This is a genomic window from Bradyrhizobium lablabi (assembly GCF_900141755.1).
GTDB classification, from domain to species: domain Bacteria; phylum Pseudomonadota; class Alphaproteobacteria; order Rhizobiales; family Xanthobacteraceae; genus Bradyrhizobium; species Bradyrhizobium lablabi_A.
Genome location: NZ_LT670844.1, coordinates 626,103 through 641,752, shown reverse-complemented (window position 1 = coordinate 641,752; position 15,650 = coordinate 626,103). Strand labels below are relative to the sequence as shown.

Sequence of the window (15,650 nt, the reverse complement as noted above, 5' to 3'; positions counted from 1 at the left end):
TGGACCCGACCCGCAAAATGCTTCTGAACGTTATGGCCCGGTGCAGCAGCCCTTCGTAGGTCACGACGGATGCCCGCCACCGCGCCGCAATAAGAGATAGAAAACGACCGCTTTCATCGCGCACTGAGGTGTCTCCGGCACAACTAACGAGCTCCTTTGGCACCCAGAACAGCCGGCACGGTCTGCAGCAGGATGTACAAATCAAGCCAAGGCGACCAATTACGGATGTAGAAAAGGTCCTGTTCCCGCAGAATCTGCAGATCGCCGTCGCTGCGAGAGGAAACCTGCCATAGTCCAGTGATGCCCGGCATGACACCGATCCGGAGCAACCGAAATTCCTCGTCAAACTGCTCGGCGTGATAGGCGGGTAGGGGCCGCGGGCCGACTAGGCTCATATCGCCGCAGATTACGTTCCAGAGTTGCGGTAATTCGTCCGCGCTGGAGCTACGCAGAAAGTTGCCGACAATCGGTAAAATCCGCGGATCGCGGCGGAGCTTGAAGAATCGCTGCCACTCTGCGCGGGCTTGCGGGTCGCGCCGTAGATGCTCTTCAAGGAGCCGCTCGCTATCCGCATACATCGTCCGCAGCTTGAGCACCTTTATGGTCGTCCCGTTGTGCCCGATGCGCTTCTGGACGTAAAAGGCCGGTCCTTGGTCAACGAGTTTAATCATTAGCGCCGCCAAGGCTACGGCCGGCAGAACTAACAGTGCGATAGTAATAGCGACCAGGATATCGAACGTCCTTTTCAGCAGCCGGCTCTGCCAAGAGCATAGGTTGCGTCTGATCTCGACGCCGATCATTGTGCCCATAGTTCGCGCGTGTACCCAGGGGCCCTGAATGTAGTGGATGTCTTCAAGCAGCATGAAACAGCAGGAGGGGGCGAACGCAGGGCAATCGCGAGGGACCGCCGCCAATTCGCTTGTGGTCGCGAAAACTGCGACTTCAATTTCGGTCCGCGGCCGGATGTTACCGAAGTCGGTCGTCGTCCCGATCACGGGTATAGGGAATGGTTCGCCCTTCGAATTGCTGGCATCGGCGGTCCTGATCAAGCCGATTGGCTTCAGACCAAGCTCGGGGTTGCGCGCCAGGAGGTGTGCCAGCTTTTGGCAGTGGTCGGCCGCGCCGACCAGAACGGTCGAGGCCCCCCACAAGTCGGTATAGATCAGCAGACCCCGGGTCGTGGCTTCGATATAATGGCCGATCAGCAGCAAGCAGGCCGCATTGGCGAATTGCACGATCATGAAGTCGATAACGTTTCGTTCGGGCAGCGTGGCAATGGTCGAGATGGCGATCAAGCCCGCAATACCGATGGAGCGTAGCCGGAATCGCTCGTAAGGTCCCGGACCGGATCCGGTGTAAAGTCCGACGACGAAGAAGGCGAGGACGACAAACGATGCGGTGACGCGCTGAGGCGCCGGCGACGGGAGTCCGGTCATCCGTATCAGCAAATGGGTACACAAGATTGCGGCCAGCGCAGCGGCGAGATCGCCGCAGACGAGCGAAGCCACGACGATAGGTTTCCGGTACCGATAGACGAGACCGAAATCGCGGTCTCGTCGACTGCGGCGGCGGAGTCGCGCCGGGCCTGCCGGATGCAGGTTCAGACCTTCGTCTGCCATGCTGTCTCTTGCTCCGTTCGATGCGCGCGGGACGCGCCTCTTGCCGGCCGACAAGGGGATTGCCGCAACTCTTCGGCTGCAATTCCGCAGAGCCTGCGTTCGCTCGCCGCGCGCTCCTCGCCGTTGACTGCCCGCAATCCTGTCTGCGTCCGCCGCGCGGCAACTGCGGAAACTTGCCGTACGCGCCGATTCTTATACGCGCCGTACCGCAGTCCCGACTGCAACTAGGTGGTAACCCGAAATCGCCGCTGTGGCGGGCCCGGTCGGTGGGGCGTGTTCTGTCCCTCAGTAAATGATCAGGCTGCCGTTTTGCTCGATCCCCGCGCGGTGCAGTTCTTCCCACCCGAAAACCGCATGTCCCCACGCGAACCGGAGGGGCGTATTTCCGCGCGGGACGCGATAGATGTTACGATCGAACAGGTTGTTGCCGTCTTCGATGACGGAGGCGTTTTCGTCGCCCGGTCTGACGTCGGATGCGGCACCGGCGCAGGCTGCACCTTCGAATATTGTGTCGTTGTCGTAGACTTTGTTGTTGCGCGTCTTGTATGTCCCGCCTGATTTCATGCGCCGGCCCTGGTCCACCAGGACGATGCCGCATTTACCGGCGTCCGCGGTCAGCGTGTTGTCGTAGATCTCCACATCCTGCGACGCCGCAACCAGGATGTTGTTGCCCCAGAACCAGATTTTTTCGGCGCTCCCGTTGTGGCGGACGATATTGTTGTGGATGACCGCCGAAAACGAGATCTCGTGAAAGATCCCGGCGCCGTGATTGTGTTCGGCGATATTGTCCTCGTAGAGGACGTCGCGGCATTCGATGTCACACCACAGGCCGGCGCCGCGGTTGTCATGTACGTAGTTGCCGCGCAGGACGACGCCTTCGCTGACCGCCAACTTGACGCCGCCGGCTTCCCAACTGGACAGGAATTCGCGGGTATTGTTTTCCCAGATGCGGTTGCGCTCAATCAGGACGTCCCGGCCGACGCCCGTGATACCGATCTGGCCGTTGTGGTGAATGTTGCAGTCGCGTACGCGGGTGCCCGATCCAGCTGCGATCCCAGCGGCGCTGTTCAGCCGCAACTCGCAATTCTCGACGACCCAGCCGGCGGCTTGCTGGGCTTGGATCGCACCTTTCTGGGCGACACTGGCGTATTTTTCGATTGTCATGTTCTTGACTAGGATGCCAGGCGCGCTGCTCTCGAAGGCGAATGCGGCTACCGTGGCTTCGACCTTGTGACCAGCCGGGTCGTCCGCGAAGTAGATGTCTCCGGCGGCATGATCGAAGTAGAACCGCCCCGGCCCGACCTCGTCCTTGGCGAGCACCTGAACCAGCGGGATGTCGTCGATGAACAGGCCTTCCGGCAAGTTGCAAGCCGGCGCTTCCTTTGCGCATTCCCCGCGTCTTTGTCCGTTCTGCCGCTGGCCGCGCGCGACCCAATAGTTGTTTTCCCGGCCGAACTGCATGAGCAGGCGGCTGCCGTTCAGGATCGTCCGGCCTTCCCCATAGAAGCGCTGATTCGGGCGGGGCCGGACGGCCTGGATTCGGTGGATCCCGTTTTTCAGGCAAAATGCGGCACCGTCTCCGGACCGATCGACGGCAGCTTGAATCGACGCGCCCGGCTCTATCGCGATCGTCGCCGCGGGGCAGGGCTCGTCGAGAACGCCGGACTGCACCGACGTTGCGGCCAGCAAGCACAGAAGCACCGTCAGGCAGGCGGCAGGCCTCGGCGCGCGCGGGCCGGCAGAAGCTGGCGACCTAGTCGGGCCTTCCATAAGCAGTTATCCTGCATGTACCGGTAGATCATCGTCGTGCCGATGCCGAATCCGATCAGACACCAAAACCAAATGCCCTGCATGGGTCCTTCGAGCGCGACGTCGAAGCTGGCATTAATGACGAAGGACGCGGCATAACAACTGGCGAACAGGAACAGACCAGCCCATTCAGTCTGCCCGTGGCGACGGGCGGTCAGCATCGCGTGCATCATCATGGCGAACCAAGAGGTAAGGAAGCCGAGCCACAGCGCCGCCCCAGGAACGCCGGCACGCGCCAGCATTGTCATGTGTACGTTATGCGGGCTCCGCAACGCCGGAAGATCAGGATGATCTCCATCCCGGAAACCGTCGGCATCGGCGAGATTCAAACCAAATCCACGTCCGGTCCAGAAATTCGGGCCGAACATAGTGTTCGCCAAAATGATGTTCCACCATTCGAGACGCCATGTCTTCGTGCCCTCCGTCTGCTCTCCTCCCTGGCCCACGATGCTCACGACATTGTCGACGATCTGCTGTGCGCTGAGCGAACGCTCGGAGGAGGCTCGCGCTTCACGGCGGTCTCTGAACGTCGTCTCGACGGCATAAGCCGTTGCGAAGATCGCCAGTCCGACCACGATCACAAGCGCCAGTTCGCGCAGCTTGCCAAGCACCAGCACCGCAAAGATGATGGGAAGAACAATGGCAAGCAGCGCGCCCCGGCTCGAAACGCTCGCCATCATCATCCCGGCCAACACAAAGAGGATCCAGAGCGACGATACCTTGCGAAACCCGACGAGGACGAACAGGGCGGCTCCGGTCAGATGCACCGCGATCTCGCCCGATCGAATTTCGAGCACGGGAACGTTGTATCCGGGCCAGTTTGGAACGTAATTCGCCATGTAATGATGGAGCGCATATATAAAGGGAATTGTCGGGCCGTAGATGCTTAAAAACGCTCCAAAAGACCGAAGCATCGAATTGATGCGGCGGCCATCCTCCAGCAGCAGCGCGATAATGACGAACGCGAATCCCCCATACATGATCACTACACTGTCGCGCAGCGCATCGAAGCCATATGCGCCTACATAGGGCAGTGTGCGCAGCAGTACCCATATCATCGTTGCTGCAAGGACAAGGCTCGGCAGCGTAGCCAGCGCAGCGACGAGACAGCCGGTCCGCAACACGACGACAAACCCGGCGAGGAGGGCTATCTCTCCGATAAAGAGAGGCGGCAATCCCAGATATGCAAAGCCCTTTCCGATCATCGCATATCCCAGCAGAACGCACGAGAGCGCCAGGATGTAACGGTCGCCCAGGCTCGTGGAATGTGGAACTGAGAGAGATCGGATCATACGGCGTCCAGGGAAACAGGGAATCCAAATGGGTGGCCGCCGGAAGGACATGCTCGCAGTGACGGCCGCTACCGGGAAATCGGGCTGAGCGTTTCTCCAGACTGGGTCTCTTGCATCTTGTAGGATTGCAAAGTCAGCGGGCCGGCAGCGGCTTCGTCGTGCTGCAGGACGTGCGGCATCTCGCTTTGGACGTTGATGACATCGCCAGGTTCGACCGGCGTCGTTTCGCTCGCGTCGAGAACAACAGGGTGACCGCTCCGCGCGCGTGTGATGCTGATCAAATGCCTACTGCCCTGAGCCGCCGCGCCGCCGGCGTATTGCAGCTTGACGTCTCGAATTCTAATCGCCGCCGGCAGCGTGACTTCCAGTTCGTTGAGGCGGTCGCGAGTTTCCTGCAGTTCCGTCGCGACCTGTCGCTTGAATGCGGCTTCCACCTCCTGGATCTTGAAGTCGAGTTCTCCCGATTGCATCTGCAGGCGCGAGATGTCCGACAGCAGCCTCCAGACACTGGCTTCCTGGTTCGCCTCAAGGACGCGGTACTGGAAGTCGTTGTTCTGGGTCCCCAGTCCTTGTTTGAAAAGCTTTTCGTAGCGCTCGATTTGCTGCTGGATCAGGTCAAGCTGCTTCTTTCCGGCGTCGCCCTGTTTGGTATTGGCCTCGATTTGCTCCTGCAGATGCGGCTTTTCCGAACGGAGCAAGTCGATCTGATCTCGCAGGATCGCGCCTCGGGTGGCGAAGATATCCCTTTCGTTTGCCACGATCTTGATGGTGTCCTTGTCATCGTCAGCGTCGGAAAAGGCTGGCGGTGAAAAGGTGTCCTGTCCGTCGCGCTGCGCCTCGAGACGGGCCTTGCGCACGAGCAGGGTGCGTTTTTGCAAGGTCAGCTGACTTACGCGCTCCTCGGCTAACAGGAATTCGGAAACGGCAGTGTTACGCAGCAATTCGCCGGGGCCAAAGCCTCCGGCGAGGGCCACGGCGCTTTGTATCGTGCTGCCGTAACGGAACGGGTAGGCTCCCGGCAGGCGCACGTCGCCTAACACGGAAATCGGACGCAATTCGGCGATGCGCACGCTCACCGAGGGCTTCCGCAGGATCCCGTCGGCAAGTCGGTCGACGATGCGTTTCTGGCATTCGAGCAGCGTTACATCCTTGACCTCGATGGGATCGGTCAGAGGAATGGTGATGGCGCCCGCGTCATCGATGAGCACGTCGCCTGACAGTTCCGGCTGGCCGAAGACCGTCACCGTGATGCGGTCGCCCGGGGCCAGCCGATAGGCATGGCTATCGACGCCCTCGGCCGACAGCGTGGCGGGGAATAGCAACGCAGCCAGACAGGCCGCCTGCGAGAAGCGCCGAAATGCGGCCGCAACGCGGGCGTTTGCAGAGGTTATCGAAATCAGCTCCTGATCGTGCACCACGACGGCTCCGTGCGTTGTCGGCCTGACCCGAGTTCGGCCTCGTCATCCGCTCGCGTCGAGACTAGTCGTTGCGTGCGCTGCAATGCTGAAAAACAGGGACTATCGTCGCGCTCCTCGGGAGTACTCCCGTTGGAGTACCCTTGTTCTGCTTCCGATAGTCCTTATGCGCCCCGTTGCAATCCATGTGCGCGGTTGTTGGCTGCCACGTGCCGGTGCCACATGCCGGATTGGCTGACATGCAACGGGCAGGAGGCGCATCGTGAAGAAACGTGTTCTGGTGACCGGCGGCGCGGGGTTTCTCGGCTCACATCTATGTGCGCGATTACTCAAGCAGGAATGCGAGGTGCTTTGCGTCGACAACTTCTTCACCGGCATGCGCCGCAACATCGAACCGCTACTCAGCGAACCTGCTTTCGAGGTCATGCGGCACGATGTGACGTTCCCGCTCTATGTCGAGGTCGACGAAATTTACAACCTCGCCTGCCCGGCCTCGCCGATCCACTACCAGCGCGATCCCATCCAAACCACCAAAACCAGTGTGCTCGGGGCGATCAACATGCTGGGGCTCGCCAAACGGCTGCACGTTCGCATCCTGCAGGCGTCCACCAGCGAAGTTTACGGCGACCCGGACGTCCATCCGCAGACCGAGGATTACCACGGCATGGTAAACATGGTTGGGCCGCGCGCCTGCTATGATGAAGGCAAACGGTGCACCGAGACGTTGTTCTACGACTACCGGCGGCAGCATCGGCTGGACATCCGGGTCGCGCGCATATTCAACACCTACGGCCCGAATATGCATCCCCAGGACGGGCGCGTCGTCTCCAACTTCATCGTCCAAGCCCTGAAAGGCGAGCCCATCACGATCTTCGGGTCGGGGGCACAGACCCGGTCGTTCTGCTATGTCGACGACCTGATCGACGGACTGACGCGATTGATGAACGTGCCGCAGGAGGACGTCGACGGGCCGATCAATCTGGGCAATCCTGCGGAAATGACCATGTGCGAGCTGGGCCAGCTCGTCATTTCCCTGACGGGTTCGCGCTCGCGACTCGAATTCCGGCCGTTGCCGCAGGACGATCCCCGCCAACGCCGACCGGATATCTCGCGCGCGCGTCAGCTTCTGCATTGGACGCCCAAGGTCAGCTTGGAGGAAGGTCTCAACAAGACCATCGACTATTTCGACGCGCTGCTGGCTAATTCGCGCGAGGCGGACAAGCTCGTATGGAAGTTCCCCCAATGAGCGCAGTGGTCCGCCTGCATACTGACCGCGGCGAAGTTCTCGGCGTCAACGTCTGCGCCATCGCTATGGACGACGCGATCGCGACGCTCGAACGCTGGATAAGCGAGGGATGCCGCGAGTACGTCTGCGTCACCGACGTCCACGCCGTCATGGAATGCCGCCGTGACCCGTTGCTGCGCAAGATCTACAACGAGGCCGGCATGGTGACGCCCGACGGCGTCCCTGTGGTGTATTTCCTGCGTCTGATCGGCAAGAAGCGCACGCAACGGGTCTATGGGCCTGACCTGATGCGGGAAATGACGGCGGTTTCCGGCCGGCGCGGCTACCGGCAGTTCTACTACGGCGGCGACGTCGGCGTCGCCGAGAAACTGAAGGAAGCTTTGGTCGGGTTCGTCCCGGGATTGCAAGTAGCCGGCACGTTCTGCCCGCCGTTCCGGAAAATGACGCCCGCGGAGGACCGCGCGGCCGTCGATGCGATCAACGCCGCGCGGCCGCACATCGTTTGGGTAGGGCTGGGTGCGCCGAAACAGGAGCGGTGGATGGCGGAACACCTCGGGCGCATCGACGCACCGGTCATGATCGGCGTCGGCGCGGCATTCGATTTCCTGTCCGGGACGAAGCGCCAGGCGCCGCAGTGGATGCAACGTCACGCGCTCGAGTGGCTGTTCCGACTGTGCTCGGAGCCCCGGCGCCTGTGGCGGCGCTACGCCTACATTGTGCCCGGATTCGCGTTTCTCGCCGTTGGCGAACTGATGCGCCGCGCAATCAGACCCTCCGAGGACGCGCCCTCAGGGTCGCCATCTTGGAAATAGGCTGCCCATGCATCGCAACGGCAATCCATGGACAGCGCGGAGAACGATTGCTGTGTCCCTCTCCCACTCGCACGACGGCGAAAGCCGGCGTCCGCCGTTGACGCCCAACGTCGTTGGTTTCGACCGCGCACCTCATGGCACCGGCGAAACGCTAGGCGGGAAGGAGGAGCGATGGACTACGCTCAGTCTGCTGCGCACCGCTTGGGGAACTTGGGGAACGCACGCCTTGGCGCTCGCAGATCAGGCGGTAGTGAGCGCTGCCAGTTTTCTGACAACGGTCGTGATCGCGCGCTGGACTATTCCAAACGAACTCGGACTTTACTCGATCGGAATCTCTCTGCTGGTATCGTCGCTTTCCATCCAGGAATCGCTGATCTCACTGCCCTATACGATCCAACAGCACCGCGCTCGGGGAACGCCAGCTGAACATGCGGGCAGCTCGCTGACACACAGTGCTCTATTGTCAGCGCTCGGCATTGTCATCCTGCTCGTGATCGCGTTGGCTCTTTCCGCAACTGGCGCAGATCCGCGGCTCCGCGCAATGACCTGGACGCTGGCGGGGGTGCTGCCTTTCGCATTTTTGCGGGAATTCGGTCGCAAGTTCTCCTTGGCGCACCTGCACACCGGCCAAGCTCTGATTCTGGATTCGGCGGTAGCGACGATCCAGCTGGCCGGACTCTGCTGGATAGGATGGGTCGGGCGGATGTCCGGCGCTACCGCCTGTGCCGCGCTTGGCTTTGCCTGCGCCTCCACTTCGATCGTGTGGCTGTGCTTCTCCCGCGGCAAATTTGCGTTCCGCTGGACTCAGGTGCTGACAACAGCGAGACAAAGTTGGGGCTTGGGCAGATGGCTTTTCGCCGGCCAGATCACCGTGTCCGTGCAGGGATACATAACTTACTGGCTGTTGGCCCTGGTCGTCGGCACGACCGCGACAGGCGTCTTCGCTGCATGCATGAGCGTCGTGCTGTTTGCGAACCCCGTGATCACCGGGATGAACAATATAATGACACCGAGAGCAGTCTTCGCTTTGAAGGAGGGCGGCGGCGCGCTGCTGCGCCGTCAGATGGTTCGAGAGGGGTTATTGCTCGGTGTGGTGATGACTTCGTTCTGCTTCGTGGTCCTGTTCATCGGTGACGACGTGATGCGTTTGCTCTATCGCGGCAAGGAGTACGAGGGACAGGGTCACACCGTCGCCGTTCTGGCCGTAGCGCTGCTCGCGTCGGCCGTAGGTACTCCAGCTTCCATCGCGCTGGCGAGCTTGGAGCGCGCTCGTGCAATCGTCTGGGCCGGTTCAATCGGGGCCGTTATCACCGGCCTTCTCGTCTGGCTTTTGATGGTCGAGTGGGGGTTGGTGGGGGCGGCTTACGGTTTCTTGGCGGGTAACGTCGCCGGGTCGGTGGGACGGTGGGTAGCGTTCCTAACCCTCGTCCCGCAATGCAACCCAAAACCAGATCCCATGCAGATTGGCTCGGATTCCAACTCAGCGATGGCGGTCCGGGTAATCCAGCAGTTCACCCGAAGCTCCATAGACCGCGGCTGGGTTGTTGAACAGCTTGATGAGGGGGGCCAGGCGATTGTTTATGCTGTTACATCGCCGAACCAGCAGCCGGTCTGGCAAGCATACCGCAGTTTGGTGATCAAGTTGTACAAACCATCCGCAGCGCCAAATGTCGAAGTGGTGCGCACGCAGCTTGATGCGCTCTCTCGATTGCATGCAGCGGTGGACGGTCTCACCATCAATGGCTGGAAAATCTCTAGTCCGGCGCCACTGTACTTATGCGAATCACCACTCGCACTGGTGATGACTATGGTTCCAGGAAGAAAGCTCGACTTGTGCCTGGATACCGGTGAGAACGTGACATCTGAAGTGTTGGAATCGGCCTCGCGCGCATTTGTCGCTGCAATGAACAGATATTGGTCGATCGACTCAAATGTTCACGGCGATCTAAGTCTCAATAATGTTTTGTGCGGCATCGTGGCCAGAGATCTCTCATTCGTCGACCTGGGCGCGCATGAGCATTGCTTGTTCCGCGATGACGTCCCCAAGCGTTGGTATCCGGCATCACACGATCTGGCGTACATGCTGTATGGTACGGGAATAACTGTGAAGGCCACCATAGGCCACCCCGGCGCTCTATTGCGCAGACAGATGTTCACCCATGGCGTCTTGCGAACCTTCATTGAGACGATCAAGCCTCTCGAAGAGAAGCAGCGGTCTCTGGACGAAATCGAGGCCTGCGCGCGAGCACATCTGAAGAGGCTCGCCGCATCGTGGTCGCTGCGCGGACTTTGGTACGTGCTCATCAAATACATCGCCTCCCGCCGCATCGACACAATGGTTGGCAGGCTGAAGGCTGAATTCGACGATCCGCTGTGTCCACATAAGAGATTTGGCTAGACGTAGGTATTTCCCTCCTCAATGCATGGGTGGAAGTGTGATTGTAAAGCCGACGACATACATCACGACAAGCTGGGACGACGGCCATCCGTTGGATTTGCGCGTCGCCGAACTGCTCACGAAGTATGGCCTGCGCGGCACCTTTTACATACCGATGACCGCAGAGAATGGCACGATGACGGCTGCCCAGCTTCGGGAGCTGAGCCTCGTTTTTGAAATTGGCGCGCATACTCTGCACCACACTGTTCTCACCGGCGCGACGGAGCAACAAGCCTGGCAAGAGATCGTCGGCTCCAGATCCTGGCTTGAAAACAACACCGGCCTGCCGTGCCTGATGTTTTGTCCGCCGGAAGGCAAGTACTCGGGCCGGCACCTAGCGATCGCGAAAAAGGCAGGATACGTCGGCGTGCGCGGCGTCGAATTGCTTTCGCTCGACTTCCCGCGGCGGCAAGCGGGGCTCATGCTGATGCCGACAACCATTCAGGCCTTTCCGCACCGCTTTTTGGCTTTCGCAAAAAACGCGATCAAGCGGAAGGCTTTGGCCAATCTCTGGCTTTACGTCATCCATGGTCGTGCGGCCGAATGGCCCGCGATGGCGGAATCGTTGTTGCGCCACGCCATCGACCGAGGCGGCGTCTTCCATCTATGGGGACATTCCTGGGAGTTGCAGGACGCCAGCCAATGGCAGCGTCTGAAAGACGTCCTGTGTCTTATGGGCAGTTTCGTGCGTGAAGCGCCCGCCCTCACCAACGGACAACTCTGCCGGCTGTCCATGCCCTCGGTCACGGTGCTCGACCAAGCGGCGCAGGCGGCGAAAACGGCCGCAGCCGGAGGATGAGACGATCATGAACATCCTGGTGGCGCACAACTTCTACAAGCTCGCCGGCGGTGAGGACCAATGCGTCGCAGCCGAGGTCGCAATGCTCAGGGCGCACGGACACCGTGTGACGCAATATTGCCTGTCCAACGACGCAACCGACGGCATGGGACGCCTGGAGCTCGCGGGCCGCACGATCTGGAGCCGTCCGGCATTTCTCGAGATGCGGCGTCTGATTGGCGTGCATCACCCGCAGGTCGTCCATTTCCACAATACGCTTCCGCTGATCTCTCCTGCCGCCTATTACGCCGCGCGGGCCGAGCGCGTTCCCGTCGTCCAGACGCTGCACAACTTTCGGCTTGTCTGTGTCAACGCCCTCCTGTTCCGCGACGGCAAGCCTTGCGAGGATTGCCTCGGCAAGACGGTCCCCTGGCGCGGCGTTGCGCACAGCTGCTACCGCGACAGCCGCGCCGCCAGCGCCGCAGTCGCGGCGATGATCGCGTCGCATCGCTTATTGGGAACGTGGCGCAACGCAGTCGACGCGTATATCGCCCTGAGTGAATTCAGCCGGCGCAAGTTCATCGAGGGAGGGCTTCCCGCAGACAAAATCGCCGTCAAATCCAACTTCGCCTATCCGGAGCCGGGCGCGGGCGCGGGAAACGGCGGATATGCCGTCTATGTCGGCCGGCTGTCGGCGGAAAAGGGGGTCGAGACCCTTCTGAGGGCGTGGCGGAGCGTTGGGAAGGCGGTGCCGTTGAAGATCGCCGGCGACGGTCCGCTGGCGCCCGCGGTTCAGGAGGCGGCGGCACAAAATGCCGCGATTCAGTGGCTGCAAGGCGTTTCGCACGAGAAGGTCTACGATCTGATCGGAGCGGCGGCGTTTTTAGTGCTGCCGTCGCAATGTTACGAAAGTGCGCTTCCGCGCGTTGTGATCGAGGCGTTCGCCAAGGGCACGCCCGTCGTCGTCTCCAGACTGGGAGCGATGGCCGAAATCGTCGAGGACCGCCGCAACGGATTGCGCTTCGACCCTGGCAACCCGGAAGACTTGGCCGCGAAGGTCCGATGCCTCTTCTCGGACTCATCCGCTCTGAAGCGGATGCGACGGGCCGCGCGGGAGACCTTTGATCAGAATTTCACCGCCGACGCGAACCATGAGGTGCTCATGGCAATCTACGCACGCGCCGTCGACGGATACTCCCGGCATGATGTGCACGAGATGGATACCGTATCGGCGTCGTAGGACGACGGAGAATTGCAGCAAACGCATGATGCTCACACTGACAAAACCTGCGATGTTCGACCGACTGCCGGCGCGACACGACGCGTTGCCGGCCGAGACGAATTTCTATTCCGCCTATAATTGGTGTCTGGATCCGCATCTGACGGTTGGCGAAGCAATTGAGCGCCTTGCCGACGAAATCGATCGGCTGCCGAGTACTCCGGGGGGCTGGCAAACCAGTGAAGTCGTCACCAACGTATTTCTGCTTTCCTGCGGATTGTTGAACGCTGTGGACGAGCACCTGCGCGGGCCAACCCTGCGCATGCCTAGGGCATTGGCCGCAAGGGCTCTTGGACGTAGCGCCAGATGGGCGACGGAAAGACTGACGGGTATCCTGCCACAGCGCCGCCGGGCGCAGGTACGTCGCTGGCGGGAGCGCTGGCAGGCAGGGCTGGACGATTTTCTTGCAGTCGTCGTTGCCCGGCAACTCTCTGACCCGACCTGCTTCGCCGAGTCAGGCAGCAATTTGGCCAAGCTGTTGCTTTCGCCTCTGCCACCCGATTTGCAAACTGAGCACATCGGTGTCCCAACCCCATTCCGCCGGCTCGACTTGACACATTTCGATGTCCTGGCGCTCGGACAACGCTTTGCGCAGCGCTTCCCGGATCGGTCGGAAGCAATCCTGATCCTGGGGCTGCGCACCTCAGGTTCCTATTTTGCTCCTTTGCTGCGAGCGTTTTTCAAGGCTGAAGGCTATCGGACGGTGTCCTCATTGACGATTCAGCCGAACAAAGGTCCGGGGCGGTGGGAGCGTCAGGAACTCAGTCGTTGCGCCCAGCGGGGCTTCACGGCCCTGATTGTTGACGATGCGCCACACACCGGTGATACGATTGTCTTGGGTCTCGATCTGGCTCGCCGAGCAGGATTTGCTCCCGATAAGCTCAGAGTCCTCGCCCCTGCTCACCCGGCGAGAAGAGACTGCTTCGGGCCTCTGTCCGAAAATTTTGTCGTGTCGCTGGAACCTGAGCAATGGCATAAGCATCGGCTACTCGACCAAAGACTGGTGGAAGGCCGATTGGCTGAGTACTTTTGGCGCCAGAATGTCGCCGACATACGGCTGGTCGCCAGCAAAAGCGTAACGGAGTTCAATGCTCGCTTACAGAGTTTGTCGCGCGGCGGCCGCAGCACGCGGCTTAAACGGATTTACGAAGTTCACTTGAAGACGCCTCAGGGACAGGAGGGAACGCGGTACGTCCTGGCAAAGAGCGTCGGTTGGGGATGGCTCGGCTATCACGCGTTTCTGGCCGGTCACCGGCTCTCAGGCTTCGTCCCGCCGATTCTCGGGCTTCGCGACGGGATCCTCTATATGGAATGGTTTCCGCAGGCTTCATTCCCCCTGAACAGAGCCGAGGAGCGCGAAAAACTAATTGAGACGTCCGCCTCATACGTGGCCGCGAGAGTTCGCTGCCTGAGTCTCGGAACAAATTTAGTTTCAAGCAAGCATTTGCGACAGCATCAAAATGGTTATCGATTGCTGCAGGAGGCTCTCAGCAAGGCCTACGGCAGAATCATTACAGACACGCTGATGCGGCCGCGCCTTGAGCGGAGACTGGCACAGCAGCACTGCCCATTGCCCACGCTCATCGACGGCAATATGGCGCGCACCGAATGGATCAACGGGTCACACGGATTGCTCAAGACCGACTACGAGCATCACGGCATGGGCAAATCCGAGCTGAACGTGGTCGATCCTGCCTACGACCTGGCGGAGACCATCCTGACCCTGGCGCTCTCACCCGATGAGGAGAGCCGGCTAATCCGACGCTATGTCGAGCAGTCGGAAGACACAGGCGTAGAGCGAAGGCTCTTCATGAACAAATTGCTGGCAGGCTTTTGGGCGATGGACACAGCCCAAGCGCACCTCTTCGGCAAGCCGCTTGCCGCCGACAGGCAGCAGGAATTCCATCTCCAATTCATGAGCGCCTGGAATTTTCTCACGGTCCATGCCGCGCGATATTGCGGCAGCTTTTGTCGGCCGCCGCAAGCGCTGGAGTGGCGTTCGCCGCTTGTCGCGCTCGATGTCGACGGCGTGCTCGACCGTCGGCTCTTCGGTTTTCCGTGCGCCTCAGCGGTCGGGATCGAGGCCCTTTCCTTGTTGAACGCGCATGGATTCTCGGTCGCCCTGAACACGGCCCGGTCGGCCGCCGAAGTGAAGGATTACTGCCAGGCCTATCATTTGGCCGGAGGCGTCGCCGAGCACGGCAGCTATCTGTGGGACGCTGTAGGTCAGCGCGAGCGAATTCTCATCGACCCGGAGGCTATGGTCCAGTTGGACCAGCTGAGAAGTCATTTGCGGCTGCTCCCCGGGGTATTCCTCGACGACCGCCATCAATATTCCATTAGGGCCTTCAGCTATCATGACAAACCGCGCGGCCTTCTCTCCTCTGTCTTGAATTCGGCGCGCTCATTCAGTATCGGAGGCGGCGCACCTGCCCCCCTCCCGAAGCTCATCATGCATCATTTGATGAAATCCTTGGGGCTGGATCGGCTTTCCTTCCACCAAACCACAATCGATACGACGATCGTGGCCAAGGATGTCAATAAGGGTACAGGCTTGTCGGCCCTGCGCGATTGGGTCTTGAGGCCCGACGCCGAGACGATCGCGGTCGGCGACTCGGAATGGGATCTGCCGATGTTTCGCGCAGCCACTCATAGCTTTGCCCCGGCCAATATCGATCGTGTCCGTGAGGCCCGGCTCCTCGGCTGCCAGATCGTTCGACATCCGTACCAGCGGGGCCTGCTCGAAATCGCACGCTTGCTTGTGCATCCGCACGGTGGGTCATGTGAACACTGCGCCGAGGGTAAAACCTTACGGCCCGGCGGCCCGACCCTGTTTCTGGAAGTGCTGCAAGCCGCGGACGAGAGCCGGGCCAGAAATCTGTTCCGCGGCTTATTCGACCCCGCTGTCTTCAGGATTTTCGTGCGATGACGGCGGCCGGGCGAATTGGGGAATAGGAGGTACC

At 60.7% G+C, this 15,650-nt stretch carries 10 protein-coding genes; 6 read left to right on the top strand and 4 right to left on the bottom strand.

The features are described from left to right. Positions 1-143: 143 nt before the first annotated feature. From B5526_RS03020 to B5526_RS03005, 4 genes are all read right to left on the bottom strand, one after another. Positions 144-1,619, bottom strand: coding sequence for an exopolysaccharide biosynthesis polyprenyl glycosylphosphotransferase (locus B5526_RS03020; RefSeq protein WP_079536756.1), 1,476 nt, complete (start codon positions 1,617-1,619; stop codon positions 144-146). Positions 1,620-1,904: 285 nt separating this feature from the next. After that, positions 1,905-3,308, bottom strand: coding sequence for a right-handed parallel beta-helix repeat-containing protein (locus B5526_RS03015; protein ID WP_172841958.1), 1,404 nt, complete (start codon positions 3,306-3,308; stop codon positions 1,905-1,907). Between the two features lie 14 nt (positions 3,309-3,322). Continuing rightward, the gene (locus tag B5526_RS03010) at positions 3,323-4,633 is read right to left on the bottom strand and encodes an O-antigen ligase family protein (protein WP_172841957.1); all 1,311 of its coding nucleotides are present in this window, start codon (positions 4,631-4,633) and stop codon (positions 3,323-3,325) included. Between the two features lie 155 nt (positions 4,634-4,788). Further along, positions 4,789-6,138, bottom strand: coding sequence for a polysaccharide biosynthesis/export family protein (locus tag B5526_RS03005; protein ID WP_079536751.1), 1,350 nt, complete (start codon positions 6,136-6,138; stop codon positions 4,789-4,791). 259 nt (positions 6,139-6,397) lie between these two features. Here B5526_RS03005 and B5526_RS03000 point away from each other — a divergent pair, with 259 nt between their 5' ends. From B5526_RS03000 to B5526_RS02975, 6 genes are all read left to right on the top strand, one after another. After that, positions 6,398-7,381 carry a UDP-glucuronic acid decarboxylase family protein gene (locus B5526_RS03000; protein ID WP_079536749.1) on the top strand — a complete coding sequence of 328 codons (984 nt, stop codon included), beginning with the start codon at positions 6,398-6,400 and terminating at the stop codon, positions 7,379-7,381. After that, on the top strand, positions 7,378-8,193 hold the full coding sequence (locus B5526_RS02995; protein WP_079536747.1) for a WecB/TagA/CpsF family glycosyltransferase: 816 nt from the start codon (positions 7,378-7,380) through the stop codon (positions 8,191-8,193). Before B5526_RS03000 ends, B5526_RS02995 begins: the two co-directional genes overlap by 4 nt. A gap of 226 nt (positions 8,194-8,419) precedes the next feature. Next, entirely contained in the window at positions 8,420-10,591 is a 2,172-nt protein-coding gene (locus B5526_RS02990) for a hypothetical protein (RefSeq protein ID WP_154071099.1), read from the top strand. Positions 10,592-10,628: 37 nt separating this feature from the next. Continuing rightward, positions 10,629-11,429: a polysaccharide deacetylase family protein gene (locus B5526_RS02985; RefSeq protein WP_172841956.1), complete on the top strand. Its 801-nt coding sequence runs from the start codon at positions 10,629-10,631 to the stop codon at positions 11,427-11,429. Between the two features lie 7 nt (positions 11,430-11,436). Continuing rightward, on the top strand, positions 11,437-12,648 hold the full coding sequence (locus B5526_RS02980) for a glycosyltransferase family 4 protein (protein ID WP_079536742.1): 1,212 nt from the start codon (positions 11,437-11,439) through the stop codon (positions 12,646-12,648). Positions 12,649-12,673: 25 nt separating this feature from the next. Next, a complete protein-coding gene (locus B5526_RS02975; RefSeq protein WP_172841955.1) occupies positions 12,674-15,616 on the top strand; it encodes an HAD hydrolase family protein in 2,943 nt (980 codons plus the stop codon). Positions 15,617-15,650 lie beyond the last annotated feature (34 nt).

Excerpts from the sequence above, each read along its gene's own strand:
- B5526_RS02995 (WP_079536747.1), top strand. The coding sequence starts at position 7,378 with ATGAGCGCAGTGGTCCGCCTGCATACTGACCGCGGCGAAGTTCTCGGC.
- B5526_RS02975 (WP_172841955.1), top strand. The coding sequence starts at position 12,674 with ATGATGCTCACACTGACAAAACCTGCGATGTTCGACCGACTGCCGGCG.
- B5526_RS03010 (WP_172841957.1), bottom strand. The coding sequence starts at position 4,633 with ATGATCGGAAAGGGCTTTGCATATCTGGGATTGCCGCCTCTCTTTATC.
- B5526_RS02980 (WP_079536742.1), top strand. The coding sequence starts at position 11,437 with ATGAACATCCTGGTGGCGCACAACTTCTACAAGCTCGCCGGCGGTGAG.
- B5526_RS03020 (WP_079536756.1), bottom strand. The coding sequence starts at position 1,619 with ATGGCAGACGAAGGTCTGAACCTGCATCCGGCAGGCCCGGCGCGACTC.